Below are 16,239 nucleotides of genomic sequence, written 5' to 3' on the forward strand. Positions count from 1 at the left end.
AGAGTTATCTCAGCGGCTGGCCCAAAGGGCGCCGCGCTCGAACATGGTGCGCATCTGCGGCACCTGGAATTCGTCCACTACGTGTCCGAGCGCTGAATAGAAGACCCGGCCCTTTCCGAACCTGCGCTTCCACGCCACGGGCATGACGACGCCCTCGATCTCGTCGAAATACTCGCCCGAGAATGTCGTCGTGGCCAGGACCTCAACGCTGGGGTCGAAGTGCATGTAGTATTGTTCCGAGCGGTAGTCGAAATCGCCGAGACCGAGCATGATCGGATCCTCGGGCCTGGTCACGTTGACCGTGAAGTCGATGATATTGCCGGGATGGGCGACCCACTGGCCGCCGGTCATGAACTGATAGTCGGGCTCGTTCCGGAAACTGTCGCACATGAGGCCGTGAAAGCCGGCAAGCCCGGTGCCGCCTCGAACGGCAGCGATGAGATTGGTCAGTTCCTCGCGCTCGATGCGCGACATGGTAATGGCGGGGATGATGAGATCGTATCGAGGCAAATCGGCATCCGCAAAGGCTTCGGTCGTCGCCTCGATATCCACCGCATAGTCGTGCGCCTCAAGGAGAGTGCCCACCAGGCGGGCGCTCTGCTCGGGGGTATGTCCATCCCAGCCTCCCCATACGATGAGGGCAGATTTGGTCATTGCAATTTCTCCTGATCGGCTGAAGTCCAGGGGGCGCTGTAGATGTCGCGCAGCACCAAAGCCGCGGCGCCACGTGCCCAGAGCTGATCGTCGAGCGTGTCAAGGATCAGCTCGGTTGATGCGTAATGCGCGCGAAAACTGTTGGCCGCTGCGGCGGCCCTCAGCGAGGCTCCGACCAGGTCGCCGTAGCGGCGCGATTCGACCACAACGATGATCTTTTCGGGGTTGATCAGGTTGATGACATGAGAGATCCCGATCCCCAGATGGGCGCCATGCGCCTCGATCACGGCGCGCGCATTGGCATTGCCACTGTCACAGGCTTCGGCCAGCGCTGCCATGATGGAGCCGCGGGCCAGGGGTGTCTGGAGGAAATCCTCACCGAGCGCCCTGGCCGCCTGCTGGCGCAAGGCGGCGTCGCTGGCATGGGCATTGAGACAATCGAGCTGACCGCAATCGCAGGCAATGCCCTTTCCCGACACCTTGAGGTGGCCGAAGGTGGGCCCGAGCGTGCTGGCGCCCCGATGCACGTCGTCGTCGAGCCAGAGGCCAAGGCTCGCCGTCTGGTCGAGCACGATCACCCCGAAACTCTTGTCGCGCTGTGCATGGCCGAACCAGGCCTCCGCCAAGGCAAGCAAGTTGGCAGGCTTCTCGAGCTTCACCGGCAATCCGGTCCGCTCGCCCAGCATGGCGCTCAAGGGCACTTCGCGCTCCCCGAAGACCGAGCTCGCATAGCTGCGGCCGGAGCGCGGGTCGACAAGCCCCGGCACACCGATGCCAATGCCGCGGATGCGCTTGCGATCGACGCCGGACTTGTTGATGCAATCGTCCATCGCATCCTCGATGAGATCGGCAATCACCTCGGCGGGCTGGCGCGCCAGGCGGATCGGCAACTGCACCGACGAGACAACCTCCCCCCGGAAGTCGATCAGTGTGACCGTCGTCGTTGCCTCGGAAATCTTGATGCCCAGCACATAGGCGGCGTCTGCCACGAGCCCCAGCAACACGCGCGGTCGGCCGCGATGCGTTTCCTCGTTGGCCTGGCTATGCGTGGCATGGATGAGCCCTTCCTCGATCAGGGCGCCGGTAATGGCTGAAACAGTCGTGCCGCTCAGAAGCGTGCGCTCCGAAATCTCGACGCGCGAAATCTGGCCGTGGAACCGGATGGTTTCCAGCACGTGAAACTTGTTGATTTCGCGCATCAAAAGCGGATCGGCGATCTTCACGGCCAAGAGGGCACCCCGGCGAACAAATTCAGGATCGGTGATTTAGTTTGCTGTCTGTATCAAAGTCTTGTGTCAGTTCCTAGCGGAGACTCGCCATACGCCTCGATAAAGTGCAATTACGTCATATATTTCAAGGTGTTATACAATGATCGTCATTCACCTCCTTTTCGCGAAACAAGTACGAGGTACGTTCCTCTTGCGTCTTTAATAAGGGATGCGTAGAAAGTAGCAAGTGGCGAGTTCTGGGAGGATCGCGTCATGGCGGCACGGGAGTGGACCGGATGGTCCAGGCCGCATCACATAAGGAGGAAACAAATGAAGCATATTGCGCTCGCCGCAATGCTTGGACTGGCTGCAGTTGCACCCGTTCAGGCCCAGACCGTGGTCCAGCACCTGCACATCACGTCCATCCCGGCTGAGGTGGAATTGATGAACAGTATCGCCGCCGATTTCATGGCCCAGAATCCCGATATCGTCGTGGAACTGCCGTTCCTCGAAAACGAGGCTTTCAAGGCCAAACTGACCACCCTGCTGCAGTCAGCCGATGCACCTGACGTCTTCCACACCTGGGGTGGCGGCGTTTTCTATGAGCAGGCCAAGGCCGGATTCCTGCGTCCCATCGAGGACGTTCTGAGCGACGAAGCCAAGGAAGCGGTGGGCAGTGCCGGCATCGCGGCCTACACCGCCGCCGACGGACACCTTTACGGCGTCGCGCGCGATGTTGCCGAAGTCGTGCTGTGGTATAACAAAGCCCTGTTCGAACAGGCTGGCGTCGACCCCGCCAGCATGGAAACCTGGGAAGGTTTCCTGGCCGGTGTCCAGAAATTCAAGGATGCGGGTATCACCCCGATCGCCATCGGCGCCAAGGACAAGTGGCCCGCTCATTTCTGGTGGTCCAAGCTGGTCGTCCGCCAGGCCGGTATGGAAGGCTTCCAGGCCGCAGCGCGCGGCGAGGGCGACGGTTTTGCCGGCGAGGACTTCGTCAAGGCTGGCGAGTACTTCCTGGAACTGGCTGCCCTGGAACCGTGGCAGGATGGCTACCTGGCAGCCGGCTATGGCGACGCCTCGGGCTATTTCGGCGACGGCAATGCCGCAATGCACCTGATGGGCGACTGGGACTACGGCGCCATGAAGGACAATTCGGCCAACAAGGAAGGCATTCCCGACGACCAGCTCGGTATCCTGCCTTTCCCGACCATCGAAGGCGGCAAGGGCGACCCCACTGACACGCTGGGCGGCCTGGGCGGCGTGCTGTTCAGCAAGAACGCCTCGGATGCGGCCGTGCGCTGGGTGGAGTTCTTCAATAACCAGGAAAACCAGGCGAAATACGCCCAGGACGCCTATTACATCCCGATCTCCAAGGGTGCAGCCGACGTCATGACCAACCCGTTCAAGGTGCAGATTGCCCGCAATATCGGCAATGCACACTGGCACGCGCTGTTCTTCGACCAGGCCCTGGGTCCCAATGTCGGTGGCGTCGTCAATGACGTCTCGGCGGAACTCTCAAGCAACTCCATCAGCGCCGAAGAAGCAGCGGAGCTGATCAAGGAAGCCGTGGACGACTCTCTCTGAGTTCGCCAATGGCCCTGGCGGGCAGCCTGCCCGCCAGGGTCAGTCATCCACCAAGCAACGCCCCGTGTCTGCTGAGCGGAATCCATACCGGGCGCGAGGAGAATTGCCATGAGCACAGTTTCTGCGGGTGCCACAGCCGGGGTCATGCCGACCACCCATCGCCGTCGCTACATGGATCGCAAGAGCCTGGTGCCGCTCCTGCTCTTTCTGCCGCCGTCGCTGATCCTCTTCACGGTCTTTGTCGTTCTGCCGATGATCGACGCGGCGACCTTCTCGTTTTTCGACTGGAACGGCTACGGGCCGATCACCGATTTCGTCGGCTTCGAGAACTATGCCGACGTCATCACCCACCGCAATTTCGGCACCGCCGTCCGCAACAGCCTGATCGTGGTAGCCGTGTCCTTGCTGATCCAGTTGCCGCTGGCCATGTGGTGCGCCATTGCTCTGGCGGAGCGCGGTGCGCATATCAACCTGATCCGGGTCCTGTTCTTCCTGCCCTACATGCTGGCTGAAGTCGCGGCGGGCCTGATCTGGAAATTCGTCTATGACGGCAATTACGGGCTGCTCCCAGCCATTGGCGGGGCCATCGGCGTCGACATGCCCTTCGTGCTCGGCGACAAGCTCTGGGTGATTCCGGCGATCATGCTGGTCATCACCTGGAAGTATTTTGGCTTCCACATGATGATCTTCATCGCCGGCCTGCAATCGATTCCCAATGAGGTCATCGAGGCAGCCCGCCTGGATGGTGTCAGCAAGTGGCAGATCGTGCGCCACATCAAAATCCCGATGATCCGCTCTGCCATCGTCATCTCGGTCTTCTTTGCCATTACCGGGGCGCTGCAGCTGTTCGATCTGATCATCCCGCTCAGCAATGGCGGGCCATCCCATTCCAGCCACACGATCGTGACCTTCCTCTACCAGTTCGGCATCCTGCGCATGAAACTTGGTTTTGGCGGCGCCGTCAGCGTGCTGCTGTTCATCGCCTGCGTCATCGTCGCGCTGGCCTATCGTCGCGTCCTGTTCAAAGTGGAGCAGAATTGATGGCTGCCACATCCAAGAAACGCCGCCCGGTCATCTCTCCCGTCCAGTGGATCAGCCTGATGGTCGTGGCCGCCTTCGTCATCGTGCCATTCTACACGACCGCGCTGGGCGGCTTTAAGGAGATCGGCGAACTGCGCGTCAATCCCTTCGGCCTGCCGGCTAGCTGGGACCCGATCCGGTTTACCGAAATCCTGGGCGGTCCGCGATACTTCTCCTCCCTGGGCAATTCCCTGCTGATCGCGGGGGGCACGGTTCTGCTTTCGACATTGGTCGCTTCGATGACGGCCTTTGCCCTGGCCCATATCAAGTTCTTCGGGTCCAAGTTCATCCTTGGCTACCTGATGCTGGGGCTGCTCTTCCCCGCAGCCACGGGCATCCTGCCGCTGTTCATCAAGATGCGCGACCTGGGCATGCTGGACAGCCACTGGGGCATCATCACCGTGCAGGTCGCGTTCAGCGTCTCTTTCTCGGTCTTGCTGTTCCACAATTTCTTCAAGGAACTGCCCAAGGACCTGATCGACGCCGCGCGCATGGACAATTGCGGCTATATCCGCATCTACTGGTACATCACCCTGCCGCTCTGCCTGCCGATCATCGCCACGGTGGGCGTGTTCAACTTCGTGGGCAGCTGGAACAGCTTCCTGCTTCCGCTCATCGTCCTCAATTCGGAGGCAAAGTACACCTGGCCGCTGGGCATCATGCAGTTCCAGGGGCAGTTCGGCTCAGACTGGCCGCGCATCCTGGCCTTCCTCACCCTCTCGATCATGCCGGCCATCGCCTTCTTCCTGCTGGCCCAGCGCTATGTGATCTCGGGTCTGACAGGCGGCGCCGTCAAGGGCTGAGGCCACGGCGTATTCAAGCCAAAAGAAAGCCCGGCTTTATGCCGGGCTTTCTGCTTTTCAGGGAGATACTGCCGACCCTGATCAGGGATCGAAGAAACCGGCGTCCTCGTCCTTGAGATACTTCCGAGCCCCCTCCGGGTCGATGTCGAGCCCGAGGCCCGGCGCTTCGAGCAGGTCGATCATCGAGTCCCTGACGATCTGCTTGGGCAAGCCCACCACGATATCCTCCCACCACGGGTCCGAGGCGCTGGGATATTCGAAGGCGATGAAATTGGCGGGCAGGGTGGCGCAGACATTGATCAGGGCGCCGAGGCCCAGAAGGCCATTGGCCGTGCCATGCGGCGCCATCATGATCGAATGCATATAGGCGTGCTCCGCCACCCATTTCAGCTCGGCCATGCCGCCGATATCGGCCGGATCGGGACCGATGACCCGCACCGCCTGGGTCTCGATCAGCTCCTTGAAATTGTGTCGCAGATAGATCTGCTCACCGGTATGAATGGGCGTTGTGGTGGAGCGCGTCAGCTCCCGATAGGCCTGCGGGTTGACCCAGGGCACATAGTCTCCGGTCAGCATGTCCTCGAGCCACATCAGGTTGTATTTTTCCACCGCATTGGCGAATCGGATGGCGTCGGGCAGGAACCAGCCCGGACCGCAATCGAGCGCCAGCGACACCTTGTCCCCCAGCACGTCCTTCATGGCGGCCACGCAATCGAGCATGTGGTTGAAGCCGCGCTCGGAAATCTGCCCCTGGTCCATGGCGCCGTGATAGCCGGCATTGTTCTGGCGCACCCCGTAGTGGAAACCGTCGATCGTGTCCTTCATGTTCGAATGGAAGCTGATGCCCTGCTTGACCATGAAGAAGTTCTGGCTCTGCTCCATCATCCATTTGACGTCGGCGGCGTAATCCTCCGGCCTGTCCCCGCTGCGTTTCCGGCGGATCGATCCGTTATAGACGCGCACCTGATCGCGCACCTTGCCGCCGAGCAGCTTGTAGGCCGGTACATTGGCAGCCTTGCCTGCAATGTCCCAGAGCGCATGCTCGATGGCGCTGACGGCCGCGCCATAAGGCTTGAAACTGCCGCGCTGCCGGATCTTGAGCATGACCCGCTCGACATCGGTCGGGTCCTCCCCGATCAGCGCCTCGCGAAAATGCAGCACGAAGGGCTTGAGATAGGTTTTGGTGAACTCAACCTCTCCCAGCCCGTAAAGCCCCTCATCGGTGACGATGCGCACAATGGGATGACGCCCGATGACGGCGCAACGCAGGTCGGTGATCTTCATGGCGAACCTCTATTGCAGCGCCGAAAACGCCGTGGGCGTCAGCAGCTGGCTGGATATGTTGGCAATGATCTGCCCATCACGCTCCGATGCGTCGCGAGCGGCGTGCCAGGCCGGATCGGCGACAAAGGCGGCCCATTTGGTCTCGCGTTCGGCCAAGGATTCCCAGGCAAGCAGATAGGTCAGGCGGTTGCTGTTCTCACCGATGACGGTGGTGAAGAAGCCGGCCTGGCGGATGCCGTGCCGATCCCAGATCGCCAGGGTGGCCTGCGAGAACCGCTCGAGCAAGGCCGGCAGCCGGCCCGGCAGGCAGTCATAGATGCGCAATTCGTAGATCATTGTGTCCAGTATCCTTTCGCCTCACCTGATGATGGGGTGAGACGTCTCAGCTCCAGGTCCGGTCCCAGGAATATTCGTCGTCCCACTGCTCGGTCGGCCGCCAGATGCCGGTCACGCCCGGCTGCAGGTGCTCAACGATGACATCGTCGGCGATATCGTCGATGCCGAGACCCGGCCTGTCGGGCACGGTGATGAAGCCATCCTGCACCAGCGGCCGGGGCAGGCCGGTGACAATGTCGTCCCACCAATCCACCTCCACCGAATGATATTCGAGCGCCATGAAATTCTCGGTGGCCACGGCCACATGGGCGGCGGCCATGGCGGCGATGGGGCTTTCGGCCATGTGGATGGCCATGGCCACGCCGTGGTCCTGCGCCATGTCGCCGATCTTCTTGGTTTCGAGAATGCCACCCGAGGTCAGCAGATCAGGGTGGATCACGGAAATGCCGGCCTTGAGCAGCGGCTCGAAGCCTTCCTTGAGGTAGATATCCTCGCCCGTGCAGATGGGCACCGTGGTTGACTGCTGCAACTGGCGGTACTGGTCGGCATATTGCCAGGGGATCACGTCCTCGAGCCATGCGGGAACGTATTTCTCGAGGCGCCGGGCCAGTCTTATGCCGTTCTGCAGCGAGATATGGCCGACATGGTCGATGGCCAGCGGTACCTCGTAGCCGATGACCTCGCGCACTTCGGCAATGTATTGTTCGAGCAGGTCGAGGCCCTTGTCGGAAAAGTGCAGGCCCGTGAACGGGTGGCGCACATTATGCGTGTCATAAACCGCGTTGCGTGCCCGCCGATCCTCCATCGAGCGGGCCGGGCCGTGGCCGGGATGGACGCGATAGCCTTCCAGCGATCCGGCCGGCGCCACAACGGCACCCGGCACGTCGGCAATCTGCATCAGGCCCAGGTCCATCTTGAGGAAGGTGAAGCCCATGTCCATCCGCGCCTTGAGGCGCCTGCCGGTTTCGGTGCCACTGGGCTTTTCGGCATCCGTGTCGCAATAGATCCGCACCTTGTCGCGGAACTTGCCGCCCAGCATCTGGTAGATCGGCACGCCATAGGCCTTGCCGGCAATATCCCACAGGGCAATCTCGACGGCCGAGACACCACCGCCCTGTCGGCCATGGCCGCCGAACTGCTTGAGGCGCCGGAACAGGCGATCGACATCGAGCGGATTTTCGCCCAGGAGGCGGCTCTTGAGCATGAGCGCGTAGGTCGCACTGGCGCCGTCGCGCACTTCGCCAAAACCCACGATACCCTGATTGGTGTAGATCTTGAGCAGCGCCGAGGTGAAGGGAGCGCCGACGATCTCGGCCACCCGCATGTCGGTGATGCGCAGTTCGCTCGGCCGCGATGCGGTGCGGATATTGTGTTCTATGGTTTCGGCGGCCGTTGGCACATCCACGTCTTGTCCTCCCGTGACGCCGGCAAGCTCTTCACCGGCCTTGTCGTCATGACCTCTCGTCGAACTGGATCTGGTTGTCGTCCAGGTAATCCCGGTTCATCTCGATGCCGAGGCCCGGCGCCCGGTTGAGCTTGAGGCTGCCATTGGAATTGTCGAGGGGCCTGTCGATCAGGTGATCGTATTTGCTCAGGTTCCATTCGGAAGTTTCGAGCCGGTAGAAATTGGGCACGGTCATCATCACCTGCGCACCGGCAACGACATTGATTGGCCCGGCCGCGTCATGGGGCGACACGGGGATGTAATAGGCCTCGCACAGGGCCGCGATTTTCTTGAGTTCGGTAATGCCCCCGGTCCAGGTGACGTCGGGCATGATATAGTCGGCGAGCCGGTTTTCGAGGATGGGCACAAAGTCCCACTTGGTGTGGCCGCGCTCACCCCAGGAGATGGCCGCATTGACCTTGTCGCGGACCTGCCGCAATGCCTCGATGCTTTCCGGCGGGACGGGCTCCTCGAACCAGTCGATGTCGCCGGCCTCCTCGAGGTCGCGGCAGCAGCGGATCGCGGTGGGGACGTCGAAGCGCCCATGGGCGTCGATGAGAATATCGACATCGGGCCCCGCAGTTTCGCGGATCAGGGCCGTGAGTTCGGCGGCCTCGCGGGCATGCTTGCGGTCCATGGACCCATCGAGATAGCCATCGGCCTGTTCGCGGGCGATCCCGTTCCTGCCCAATGGCCCCTGCTGCGGATAGGGGTCGAACTTGAGGGCCGTGTGGCCCGAGGCGATGATGTCGCGGATTTCCTGGACAACGCCTTCCCTGCTGGTGAACTTGCGCTGGTCGGGATGGGTATAGAGCAGCACATCTTCACGCACCGCACCGCCTAGCAATTCGTAGATCGGCTGCCCGAGGACCTTGCCTCTGATATCCCAAAGGGCGATGTCGATGGCGCTGAGGCATTCGACGGCGGCGCCGCGGCTGCCCATATAGGTGAAATTGCGGAACACCTTGTGCCAGATCTGTTCGATGCGACCGGGATCATCGCCTTCGACGATCTTGCTGATCTGCCGGAGCATGACGCAGAGCGCCCGGTTGGCCACAAAGGTCGTGGTGGTGATTTCGCCCCACCCGGAAACGCCCGCATCAGTCGTCACTTCGACGAACAGGAATTCCCCCCAATAGGATGCCTCGGTCTTGATCAGCCACGGCCTGACGCCCGTGATCTTCATGTCCCCTCCCAGATTGACGCCTAGCTGGCCCGCGCCGCCTCCGCGGCCCGCATGTGTTCCAGAATATGGCGGCCCGACCCCTCCACGTGCTGGGCCACCAGTGCCGCTGCCTTGTCCGCCTCACCATCCTTGATGAGCTGGATCAATTCGCGATGCTCCCGCAGCACCTGCACACGCCGGGCCAGGGTGAAATTGAACCTGCGGCTGACTGCACGCAGGACTTCGCGGTGTTTCCACCAGAGTTCGGCGGCGTGCTGATTGTAATGCCGCTCGTACATGATGGTGTGGAATTGCGTGTCCAATTCGCTGTGGCGAATGGGATCCTCGAAATTGTTCCGCTCGATTTCCGCCTGCACAGTCTCGAGTTTGACAATGTCGTCATGGGTGGCCATCCCGACGAACCAGCGGGTCAGTGCCGGTTCGATCAACACCCCAATCTCGTAGATGTCGCGCACGAAATTCTGGTCGATGGCACGGACACGCGCACCGCGATTTGGTGAAATCACGACGAAACCCTCGCCCCGCAGCATCTGGAGTGCCTCGCGGATGGGATTTGTCGATGTGTGGTGGCGCTGGGCCAGATCGGCGACCACCAGGCGCTCATTGGGCCTGAGTCGCCCCGCGATGATGTCGTCCCGGATCTGCTGATAGACTGAGTCGCCGGCTGGCGTGGCTCCGCTGAACTCCATTCCCGCCGGTGGCTGCGCCTTGAAGGCCGTCATCCCAATAGTCCCTTTGTGCTCGCTCCAGGCGTTGGCACTAGCCATTTCAGGCCGCTGAGTCTGCGCATTATCGGCATATTGCACAGCGATGAACTCAGATAATGTATAATCCTGCGCAGTTGACACGCAATATGGCATCTGCAACGGTATCCGCAAGGCGTATTGTACATAAGAGGCAAAGCCCGATGTATTCCGCCGACAAGGGACCTGCCGCAGCAATCAGGGCAGGGTGACAGGAGGACTAGATGAGGACTTACCGAATGGGCCGTGCGCTTGCGCGCGGCGCAGTTGTCTCTGCGCTTGCTGTTTCTATGCTGAGCACGTCCGTGATGGCTCAGGGCGTGGATCTCAGCCAGTGGTCGCCGGAATATGTACGCTCGATCGCCGGCACCGAGGAATACGACACTGCCGAACAGTGCGGCGCCGTAACGCCGCTCGACTACGAGGGCAAGCTGACCTTCTGGTACCAGGGTGTGTTCGAGGGTGACCCCGACCTGCTTCGCCAGTATTACCGCGACTTCTTCGAAGCGTTCCGCACCACCTATCCCAACATCGAACTGGAAGAACAGGCGCTCACCTACAACGACCTGCTCGACAAGTTCCGTACCGCCCTGCTGGGCAATGCCGGCCCCATGGTGGTGCGCCTGCAGATCCTGGGCGGCGTCGAATTCGCGTCCAAGGGCTATCTCCAGGAACTCAAGCCCGAGGATGTCGGCTGGAAGACCGAGGATTTCTGGCCCGGCGCCATGAAGTCGGTGATGTGGGAAGGCAAGGCCTATGGCATTCCCACCAATAACGAGACCATGGCCCTGATCTGGAATGCCGATATTTTCGAGCGCGCAGGCCTCGACCCCGACTCGCCACCGGAAACCTGGGACGACGTGGTCGCCTATTCCAAGCAGATCCACGACACGCTTGGCGTGGCCGGTTACGGCCTGGTTGCCCGCAAAAACGCCGGCAACACGCCCTATCGCTTCATGCCCCAGCTCTGGGCCTATGGCGGCGGCGTGTTTGACGAGGCCGATCCCAGCCCGACTTACGGCGAAATCCGTCTCGACAGTCCCGAAAGCATAAGGGCGCTGCAGGCATCCTACGACATGTATGTCCAGGATCAGTCGGTGCCGGTCTCGGCCCTCACCAACCAGCAGGCCGACAATCAGCCGCTTTTCCTCGCCGGCCAGCTGGCCATGATGATCAGCCACCCCTCAGACTACAACGTGATGCTTGACCTGCAGGCCAAGGCGACCGGCGCAGATCAGGAAACGGCGCAGACCGTCATCGACAACATGCGCTATGGCCTGATCCCCAAGGGCCCGGACGGCAAGCGTGCCGTCGTGTTCGGCGGCTCCAACATCCACATCCTCAACCCCGAATATGTCGAGGGCGGTGTGGTTGACGAGGCCGCGGCCAGGGCCATGGTCTGTTTCTGGACGAGCCCGGAATGGTCGCTGAAAATGGCCTATGCCGGCTCCAATCCGGGTAACCTCAATGGTTTCAAGACCGTGTGGATGAAGGAGCGTCTGGACTCCATCAAGTTCCTCGACGTCACCACCTCCATGCTGCCTTACGGCATCCCGTTCCCGACACTGCCGGAAACGCCTGAGATCATGAACATCATCATTCCCGACATGCTGCAGAACGCATTGACCGGAGCGATGACGGTGGAAGAGGCCGCGGCCGATGCCGCCCAGAAGATCCGGGACCTGACGGACGGCGGCGGGCTCTAGCTCTCCCTGAAGAATCTGTCGGCGGCCCATGGGCCGCCGGCATCATCCCTCCGGCAGCGCAGGACCATGATCATGACCATTCAGGCGGCCCAGCGGGAAGGCTTCCGCACATCCAGTCCGGTACGTCCGAACGTGCTGCGCCAGATGTGGAACGGCCGCACCGACTATCTCTATGTTCTGCCCGCCATCGTGGTGATGCTCGTCGTCATCGCCTACCCGATCTACTACACGATCGAACTCAGCTTCTTCAAAACCCCGCCCGGCCTGCAGCTGCGCGACAAGATCTTTGTGGGCGTCGACAATTATGGCGCGATCCTGTCCAGCGACGTGTTCTGGCGGGTCACCCTCAACACCTTCATCTGGACCATCGCCTCGACGCTGATCGCCTTCGTTCTGGGCTACGGGTGTGCACTGGCTCTTCATCGCGATTTCCTCGGTCGGGCCGTGCTGCGCGCCATCCTGATCATTCCCTGGGTGATCAGCGCCGTTGCCGCGTCTTACATCTGGAAATGGATCTACCATTCCGACTTCGGCATCATCGGCGCCGTCATGGTGCAGCTCGGCATCACCGACCGGCAGCCCAATTTCATCGACAATGTCCATACGGTGTTGCCGTCGCTCATCGTGGTGAACATCTGGCGGGAATTTCCCTTCGCCATGATCATGATCATGGCCGGTCTCCAGACCGTGCCGGACCAGTTGCTGCGCGCCGCCAAGGTCGACGGGGCCTCGGCGTGGCAGCGCTTCTGGCATGTCACCTTCCCGCATCTGCGCGGCGTGTCGACGGTCACCATCCTGTTGCTGGCCGTGGCCAACTTCAACTCCTTCATCGTGCCCTGGATCATGACCGGTGGGGGCCCATCCAATGCCAGCCACATCTGGATCACCCACATCTACGAGCTGGCCTTCGGCCGGCAGCGCTGGGGTGTGGCGGCGGCCTATTCGGTACTGCTGTTCGTCATCCTTATGGTGCTGGGCTACTTCTATGTCCGCGCCCTCAGCGGTAACGAGCCGAAGGAGCATGGCGCATGACCACGATCTCACCCGAGGCTCCACGCAGCCGCCGCCGCATCGACGGCTGGCGCTGGTCCGGCCGCATCTTCCTGGTGTTCATGCTGCTCTATACGGCCGTGCCCATGGTGTGGATGCTGATCACGTCCATCAAGTCCGGCTTCGCCGCCATGCAGTTTCCGCCGCAATGGTGGCCGGCCGAGCCGACCCTGGCGAGCTACCAGAAACTGCTCGATCCGCAGAACAGCGTCGGCCAGGACTTCCTGCGCTTCTTCTGGAACAGTCTTTTCGTTTCGACAGTGACGACGATCCTGGCAGTCGTCGTGGCCGTGCCGGCGGCCTATGCCTTTTCGCGCTTCCGCTTTCCCGGACGCAAGTTTCTGTTCTTTTCGGTGCTGCTGCGGAACATGTTTCCCGCCGTGATCTTCCTGGTGCCGCTGTTCATTCTGATGCGCTGGCTGGGCCTGGTGAATACGCACGGATCGCTGATCCTGACTTACCTGACCTTCGGCCTGCCGCTCGCCATCTGGCTGCTCAAGGGTTTTTACGACAACATCCCGGTCCAGCTCGAACAGGCGGCGCGCATCGACGGCGCCACCCGCTTCCAGGCTTTCCTGCTGATCGTCATGCCACTCTCGGTGCCCGGGATCATCGCCACCGCGATCTACTCGTTTATTGGGGCGTGGAATGAATACATCTACGCCGCCACCTTCCTCACCAAGAACGAACAGCTGACCCTGCCGGTGGGTATCCAGCGCTTCTTCTCGGAAAACACCACCGACTTTCCCGGCCTGATGGCGGCCAGCTTCATGATGAGCGTGCCCGTCGTCGTGCTGTTTCTCGTCCTGCAAAAGTATTTCGTGCGTGCCCTCACCGAAGGCGCGGTCAAGCACTAGAAGGTTTCATCTATGGCCCAGGTGGTTCTCAAAGATCTCGTCAAGACCTACGGCTCTGTCTATGCCGCCAGGGATGTATCGCTGACGGTCGAAGACGGGGCGTTCGTGGCCCTGGTCGGGCCCTCGGGCTGCGGCAAGACCACGACGCTCAACCTCGTTGCCGGGCTCATACCCATCACTTCGGGGGACATCGTCATCGGCGATCGCATCGTCAACGATCTCGACCCCAAGGACCGGGACATCGCCATGGTGTTCCAGAACTACGCCCTCTACCCGCAAAAGACCGTGTTCCAGAACCTGGCCTTCCCGCTGCAGATGCGCAGGCTGCCACAGGCGGAGATCGACACCAAGGTCCGTGAGGCGGCGCGGGTTCTCGACATCACCCACCTGCTCGAGCGCCGTCCGCGCGAACTCTCCGGCGGACAGCAGCAGCGCGTCGCCCTGGGCCGCGCCCTGGTGCGCGACCCCGCCGTGTTCCTCATGGATGAGCCCCTGTCCAATCTCGACGCCAAGCTGCGCGTGCAGATGCGGTCCGAGATCAAGCGCTTCCACCAGGACCTCAACGCCACCATCATCTATGTGACCCACGACCAGCTCGAGGCCGTGACCATGGCCGACAAGATGGCGGTGATGAATGGCGGCCTGCTCCAGCAATACGATTCCCCGGCCAGGGTCTTTGCCGATCCGGTCAACATGTTCGTCGCCAGCTTCGTGGGCAGCCCTGCCATGAGCCTGGTGCCGCTGGAGGCCACCCAGGTCGATGGACACACCGCGCTTAGGAGCGCCGAAGGCTGGCACCTGCCGCTGTCCGACCGCAATGCCCGCAAGGTTGCCTCGTCCAGGTCGTCCAGGGTCGTGCTCGGTGCACGTCACTCCACAATCAAGCTGCATACCGAACAGGTGGCCGGAGCTGTTCCTTCCCGGGTCTATACGGTCGAGCCAACGGGCGACATCACCTTCGTGCAGACCTTCCTCTCGGGCGCCATCGTCAATATCAGCCTGCCGCCCACAGTCCATGTCGAACCGGACAGCACGGTCTGGCTCGAATTCGACCAGGACCGCATCCACCTCTTCGACGGCGAGACCGAAATGGCGCTGCGCGCCGACTAACGATAGCGGTCAACCGAGACGATCATGTCCCTCAAGCTCAAGATTTCCGACATCAAGACCTACCCGGTGCGGGTGGGCATCAGGAACCAGTTCCTGCTCAAGATCGAGACCGACCAGGGCGTGTTCGGCTGGGGAGAAAGCGGGCTGACCGGGCGCGAGAAGGCCGTTGCCGGCGCCGTCGAACACTATCGCGAATTCCTCCTCGGCCAGGACGCCATGCAGATCGGCCGCATCTGGCAGGAAATGTATCGCAGCCAGTATTTCGAGGGCGGCCGCGTGCTGCAGGCCGCCATTTCGGCCATCGACATTGCCCTGCACGACATCAAGGGCAAGGCGCTCGGGTTGCCGGTCTACGAACTGCTCGGTGGCCGGCAGCGTCACGTCATCCCCACCTTTGCCTCGACCGGCGATGCGGCCGGCGAACGGGCGGTGGAGCGCGCCCACGAATTGCGCGCCATGGGCTTTGACGCCATCCGCTTCTTCCCCATCGGCCAGGACAGCCGCGAGATTTTCGAGCCGCGCGCCTCCATCGCGGCCACGGCCCGCGTGCTCAATCGCGCCCGGCAGGAGCTGGGCGATGAAGTCGTGCTCGGCATCGACTATCATCACCGCCTGTCGGTGGCGGAGGCCGCGAGCTTCTGCGCCAGGCTCGACAAGGGCGTCCTGGACTTCCTCGAAGAGCCCATCCGCGACGAGACGCCGGAGGCCTATGAGTCCCTGCGCACGATGACCGACATCCCATTTGCCATCGGCGAGGAATTCGCCAGCAAATGGCAGTTCCTGCCCTATATCGAACGCGGTATTCACCAGTTCAACCGGCTCGATGTCTGCAATGTCGGCGGCCTGACCGAAGCCATGAAAGTGGCCGGCTGGAGCGAGGCGCACTATGTGGACCTCATGCCGCACAACCCCCTTGGGCCGGTCTGCACGGCGGCGACGATCCACTTCGCGGCCGCCATTCCCAACTTCGCCTGGCTCGAGACCCGGGCGCCGGAAGTCGCGCTTGGTTTCGACAATTCCGACTTCTTTCCCGTCCAGCCGCGCCTGGATGGCGCGGTCTACCCGGTCAGGGATGCGCCGGGTCTGGGCGTTGAAGTCAACGAGGCCCTTCTGGCCAAACAGAGCTTCGCCTTCTGGGAAGCACCTCACCTCCGGCGCAATGACGGCTCGGTCACCAATTGGTAGCCCATC

The 16,239-nt window shown here is 61.8% G+C and carries 15 protein-coding genes; 8 read left to right on the forward strand and 7 right to left on the reverse strand.

The window, feature by feature from the left end:
* Nucleotides 1-9: 9 nt before the first annotated feature.
* Both MQW79_RS14890 and MQW79_RS14895 read right to left on the reverse strand, forming a co-directional pair.
* Nucleotides 10-654 carry a ThuA domain-containing protein gene (locus tag MQW79_RS14890; protein WP_476585254.1) on the reverse strand — a complete coding sequence of 215 codons (645 nt, stop codon included), beginning with the start codon at nucleotides 652-654 and terminating at the stop codon, nucleotides 10-12.
* Nucleotides 651-1,877 (reverse strand): ROK family transcriptional regulator, encoded by a 1,227-nt coding sequence (locus MQW79_RS14895; protein ID WP_476588242.1) that lies wholly within the window; start codon nucleotides 1,875-1,877, stop codon nucleotides 651-653. The genes MQW79_RS14890 and MQW79_RS14895 overlap by 4 nt, the downstream gene beginning before the upstream one ends.
* 315 nt (nucleotides 1,878-2,192) lie before the next feature.
* On the opposite strand from MQW79_RS14895, the gene MQW79_RS14900 reads away from it, so the two are divergent.
* The 3 genes from MQW79_RS14900 to MQW79_RS14910 all read left to right on the forward strand — a co-directional run bounded on the left by MQW79_RS14900 (nucleotide 2,193) and on the right by MQW79_RS14910 (nucleotide 5,332).
* Nucleotides 2,193-3,449 (forward strand): extracellular solute-binding protein, encoded by a 1,257-nt coding sequence (locus MQW79_RS14900; RefSeq protein ID WP_476585255.1) that lies wholly within the window; start codon nucleotides 2,193-2,195, stop codon nucleotides 3,447-3,449.
* Nucleotides 3,450-3,557: 108 nt separating this feature from the next.
* Nucleotides 3,558-4,490, forward strand: coding sequence for a carbohydrate ABC transporter permease (locus tag MQW79_RS14905; protein WP_476585256.1), 933 nt, complete (start codon nucleotides 3,558-3,560; stop codon nucleotides 4,488-4,490).
* On the forward strand, nucleotides 4,490-5,332 hold the full coding sequence (locus tag MQW79_RS14910; protein ID WP_476585257.1) for a carbohydrate ABC transporter permease: 843 nt from the start codon (nucleotides 4,490-4,492) through the stop codon (nucleotides 5,330-5,332). The genes MQW79_RS14905 and MQW79_RS14910 overlap by 1 nt, the downstream gene beginning before the upstream one ends.
* Before the next feature lie 81 nt (nucleotides 5,333-5,413).
* Here MQW79_RS14910 and MQW79_RS14915 read toward each other — a convergent pair whose 3' ends face one another.
* Genes MQW79_RS14915 through MQW79_RS14935 form a run of 5 tightly spaced genes read right to left on the reverse strand, consistent with a single transcriptional unit; the run spans nucleotide 5,414 to nucleotide 10,304 of the window.
* Nucleotides 5,414-6,616 (reverse strand): mandelate racemase/muconate lactonizing enzyme family protein, encoded by a 1,203-nt coding sequence (locus MQW79_RS14915; protein ID WP_476585258.1) that lies wholly within the window; start codon nucleotides 6,614-6,616, stop codon nucleotides 5,414-5,416.
* Between the two features lie 9 nt (nucleotides 6,617-6,625).
* Nucleotides 6,626-6,952, reverse strand: a complete 327-nt coding sequence (locus tag MQW79_RS14920; RefSeq protein ID WP_476585259.1) for an NIPSNAP family protein — start codon at nucleotides 6,950-6,952, stop codon at nucleotides 6,626-6,628.
* A 46-nt stretch (nucleotides 6,953-6,998) separates the two neighbouring features.
* A complete protein-coding gene (locus MQW79_RS14925; protein ID WP_476588243.1) occupies nucleotides 6,999-8,351 on the reverse strand; it encodes a mandelate racemase/muconate lactonizing enzyme family protein in 1,353 nt (450 codons plus the stop codon).
* Between the two features lie 52 nt (nucleotides 8,352-8,403).
* The gene (locus MQW79_RS14930; protein WP_476585260.1) at nucleotides 8,404-9,582 is read right to left on the reverse strand and encodes a mandelate racemase/muconate lactonizing enzyme family protein; all 1,179 of its coding nucleotides are present in this window, start codon (nucleotides 9,580-9,582) and stop codon (nucleotides 8,404-8,406) included.
* Between the two features lie 20 nt (nucleotides 9,583-9,602).
* Nucleotides 9,603-10,304: a GntR family transcriptional regulator gene (locus MQW79_RS14935; protein ID WP_476588244.1), complete on the reverse strand. Its 702-nt coding sequence runs from the start codon at nucleotides 10,302-10,304 to the stop codon at nucleotides 9,603-9,605.
* 245 nt (nucleotides 10,305-10,549) lie between these two features.
* Between MQW79_RS14935 and MQW79_RS14940 the strand changes: the two genes are divergently transcribed.
* The 5 genes from MQW79_RS14940 (at nucleotide 10,550) to MQW79_RS14960 (ending at nucleotide 16,233) form a co-directional block, all read left to right on the forward strand.
* Nucleotides 10,550-12,031 carry an ABC transporter substrate-binding protein gene (locus MQW79_RS14940; protein ID WP_476585261.1) on the forward strand — a complete coding sequence of 494 codons (1,482 nt, stop codon included), beginning with the start codon at nucleotides 10,550-10,552 and terminating at the stop codon, nucleotides 12,029-12,031.
* Between the two features lie 72 nt (nucleotides 12,032-12,103).
* On the forward strand, nucleotides 12,104-13,063 hold the full coding sequence (locus MQW79_RS14945) for a carbohydrate ABC transporter permease (RefSeq protein ID WP_476585262.1): 960 nt from the start codon (nucleotides 12,104-12,106) through the stop codon (nucleotides 13,061-13,063).
* Nucleotides 13,060-13,938 carry a carbohydrate ABC transporter permease gene (locus MQW79_RS14950; RefSeq protein WP_476585263.1) on the forward strand — a complete coding sequence of 293 codons (879 nt, stop codon included), beginning with the start codon at nucleotides 13,060-13,062 and terminating at the stop codon, nucleotides 13,936-13,938. The genes MQW79_RS14945 and MQW79_RS14950 overlap by 4 nt, the downstream gene beginning before the upstream one ends.
* 12 nt (nucleotides 13,939-13,950) lie before the next feature.
* Entirely contained in the window at nucleotides 13,951-15,048 is a 1,098-nt protein-coding gene (locus MQW79_RS14955; RefSeq protein ID WP_476585264.1) for an ABC transporter ATP-binding protein, read from the forward strand.
* A gap of 24 nt (nucleotides 15,049-15,072) precedes the next feature.
* Nucleotides 15,073-16,233 (forward strand): mandelate racemase/muconate lactonizing enzyme family protein, encoded by a 1,161-nt coding sequence (locus MQW79_RS14960; protein WP_476585265.1) that lies wholly within the window; start codon nucleotides 15,073-15,075, stop codon nucleotides 16,231-16,233.
* Nucleotides 16,234-16,239 lie beyond the last annotated feature (6 nt).

The sequence above is a fragment of the Devosia sp. Micro-HW1 genome, assembly GCF_056341075.1.

Coding starts and splice junctions, on each gene's coding strand:
- MQW79_RS14935 (WP_476588244.1), bottom strand. CDS start 10,304: ATGACGGCCTTCAAGGCGCAGCCACCGGCGGGAATGGAGTTCAGCGGA.
- MQW79_RS14910 (WP_476585257.1), top strand. CDS start 4,490: ATGGCTGCCACATCCAAGAAACGCCGCCCGGTCATCTCTCCCGTCCAG.
- MQW79_RS14900 (WP_476585255.1), top strand. CDS start 2,193: ATGAAGCATATTGCGCTCGCCGCAATGCTTGGACTGGCTGCAGTTGCA.
- MQW79_RS14940 (WP_476585261.1), top strand. CDS start 10,550: ATGAGGACTTACCGAATGGGCCGTGCGCTTGCGCGCGGCGCAGTTGTC.
- MQW79_RS14950 (WP_476585263.1), top strand. CDS start 13,060: ATGACCACGATCTCACCCGAGGCTCCACGCAGCCGCCGCCGCATCGAC.
- MQW79_RS14930 (WP_476585260.1), bottom strand. CDS start 9,582: ATGAAGATCACGGGCGTCAGGCCGTGGCTGATCAAGACCGAGGCATCC.
- MQW79_RS14955 (WP_476585264.1), top strand. CDS start 13,951: ATGGCCCAGGTGGTTCTCAAAGATCTCGTCAAGACCTACGGCTCTGTC.
- MQW79_RS14920 (WP_476585259.1), bottom strand. CDS start 6,952: ATGATCTACGAATTGCGCATCTATGACTGCCTGCCGGGCCGGCTGCCG.
- MQW79_RS14915 (WP_476585258.1), bottom strand. CDS start 6,616: ATGAAGATCACCGACCTGCGTTGCGCCGTCATCGGGCGTCATCCCATT.
- MQW79_RS14960 (WP_476585265.1), top strand. CDS start 15,073: ATGTCCCTCAAGCTCAAGATTTCCGACATCAAGACCTACCCGGTGCGG.
- MQW79_RS14905 (WP_476585256.1), top strand. CDS start 3,558: ATGAGCACAGTTTCTGCGGGTGCCACAGCCGGGGTCATGCCGACCACC.
- MQW79_RS14890 (WP_476585254.1), bottom strand. CDS start 654: ATGACCAAATCTGCCCTCATCGTATGGGGAGGCTGGGATGGACATACC.
- MQW79_RS14945 (WP_476585262.1), top strand. CDS start 12,104: ATGACCATTCAGGCGGCCCAGCGGGAAGGCTTCCGCACATCCAGTCCG.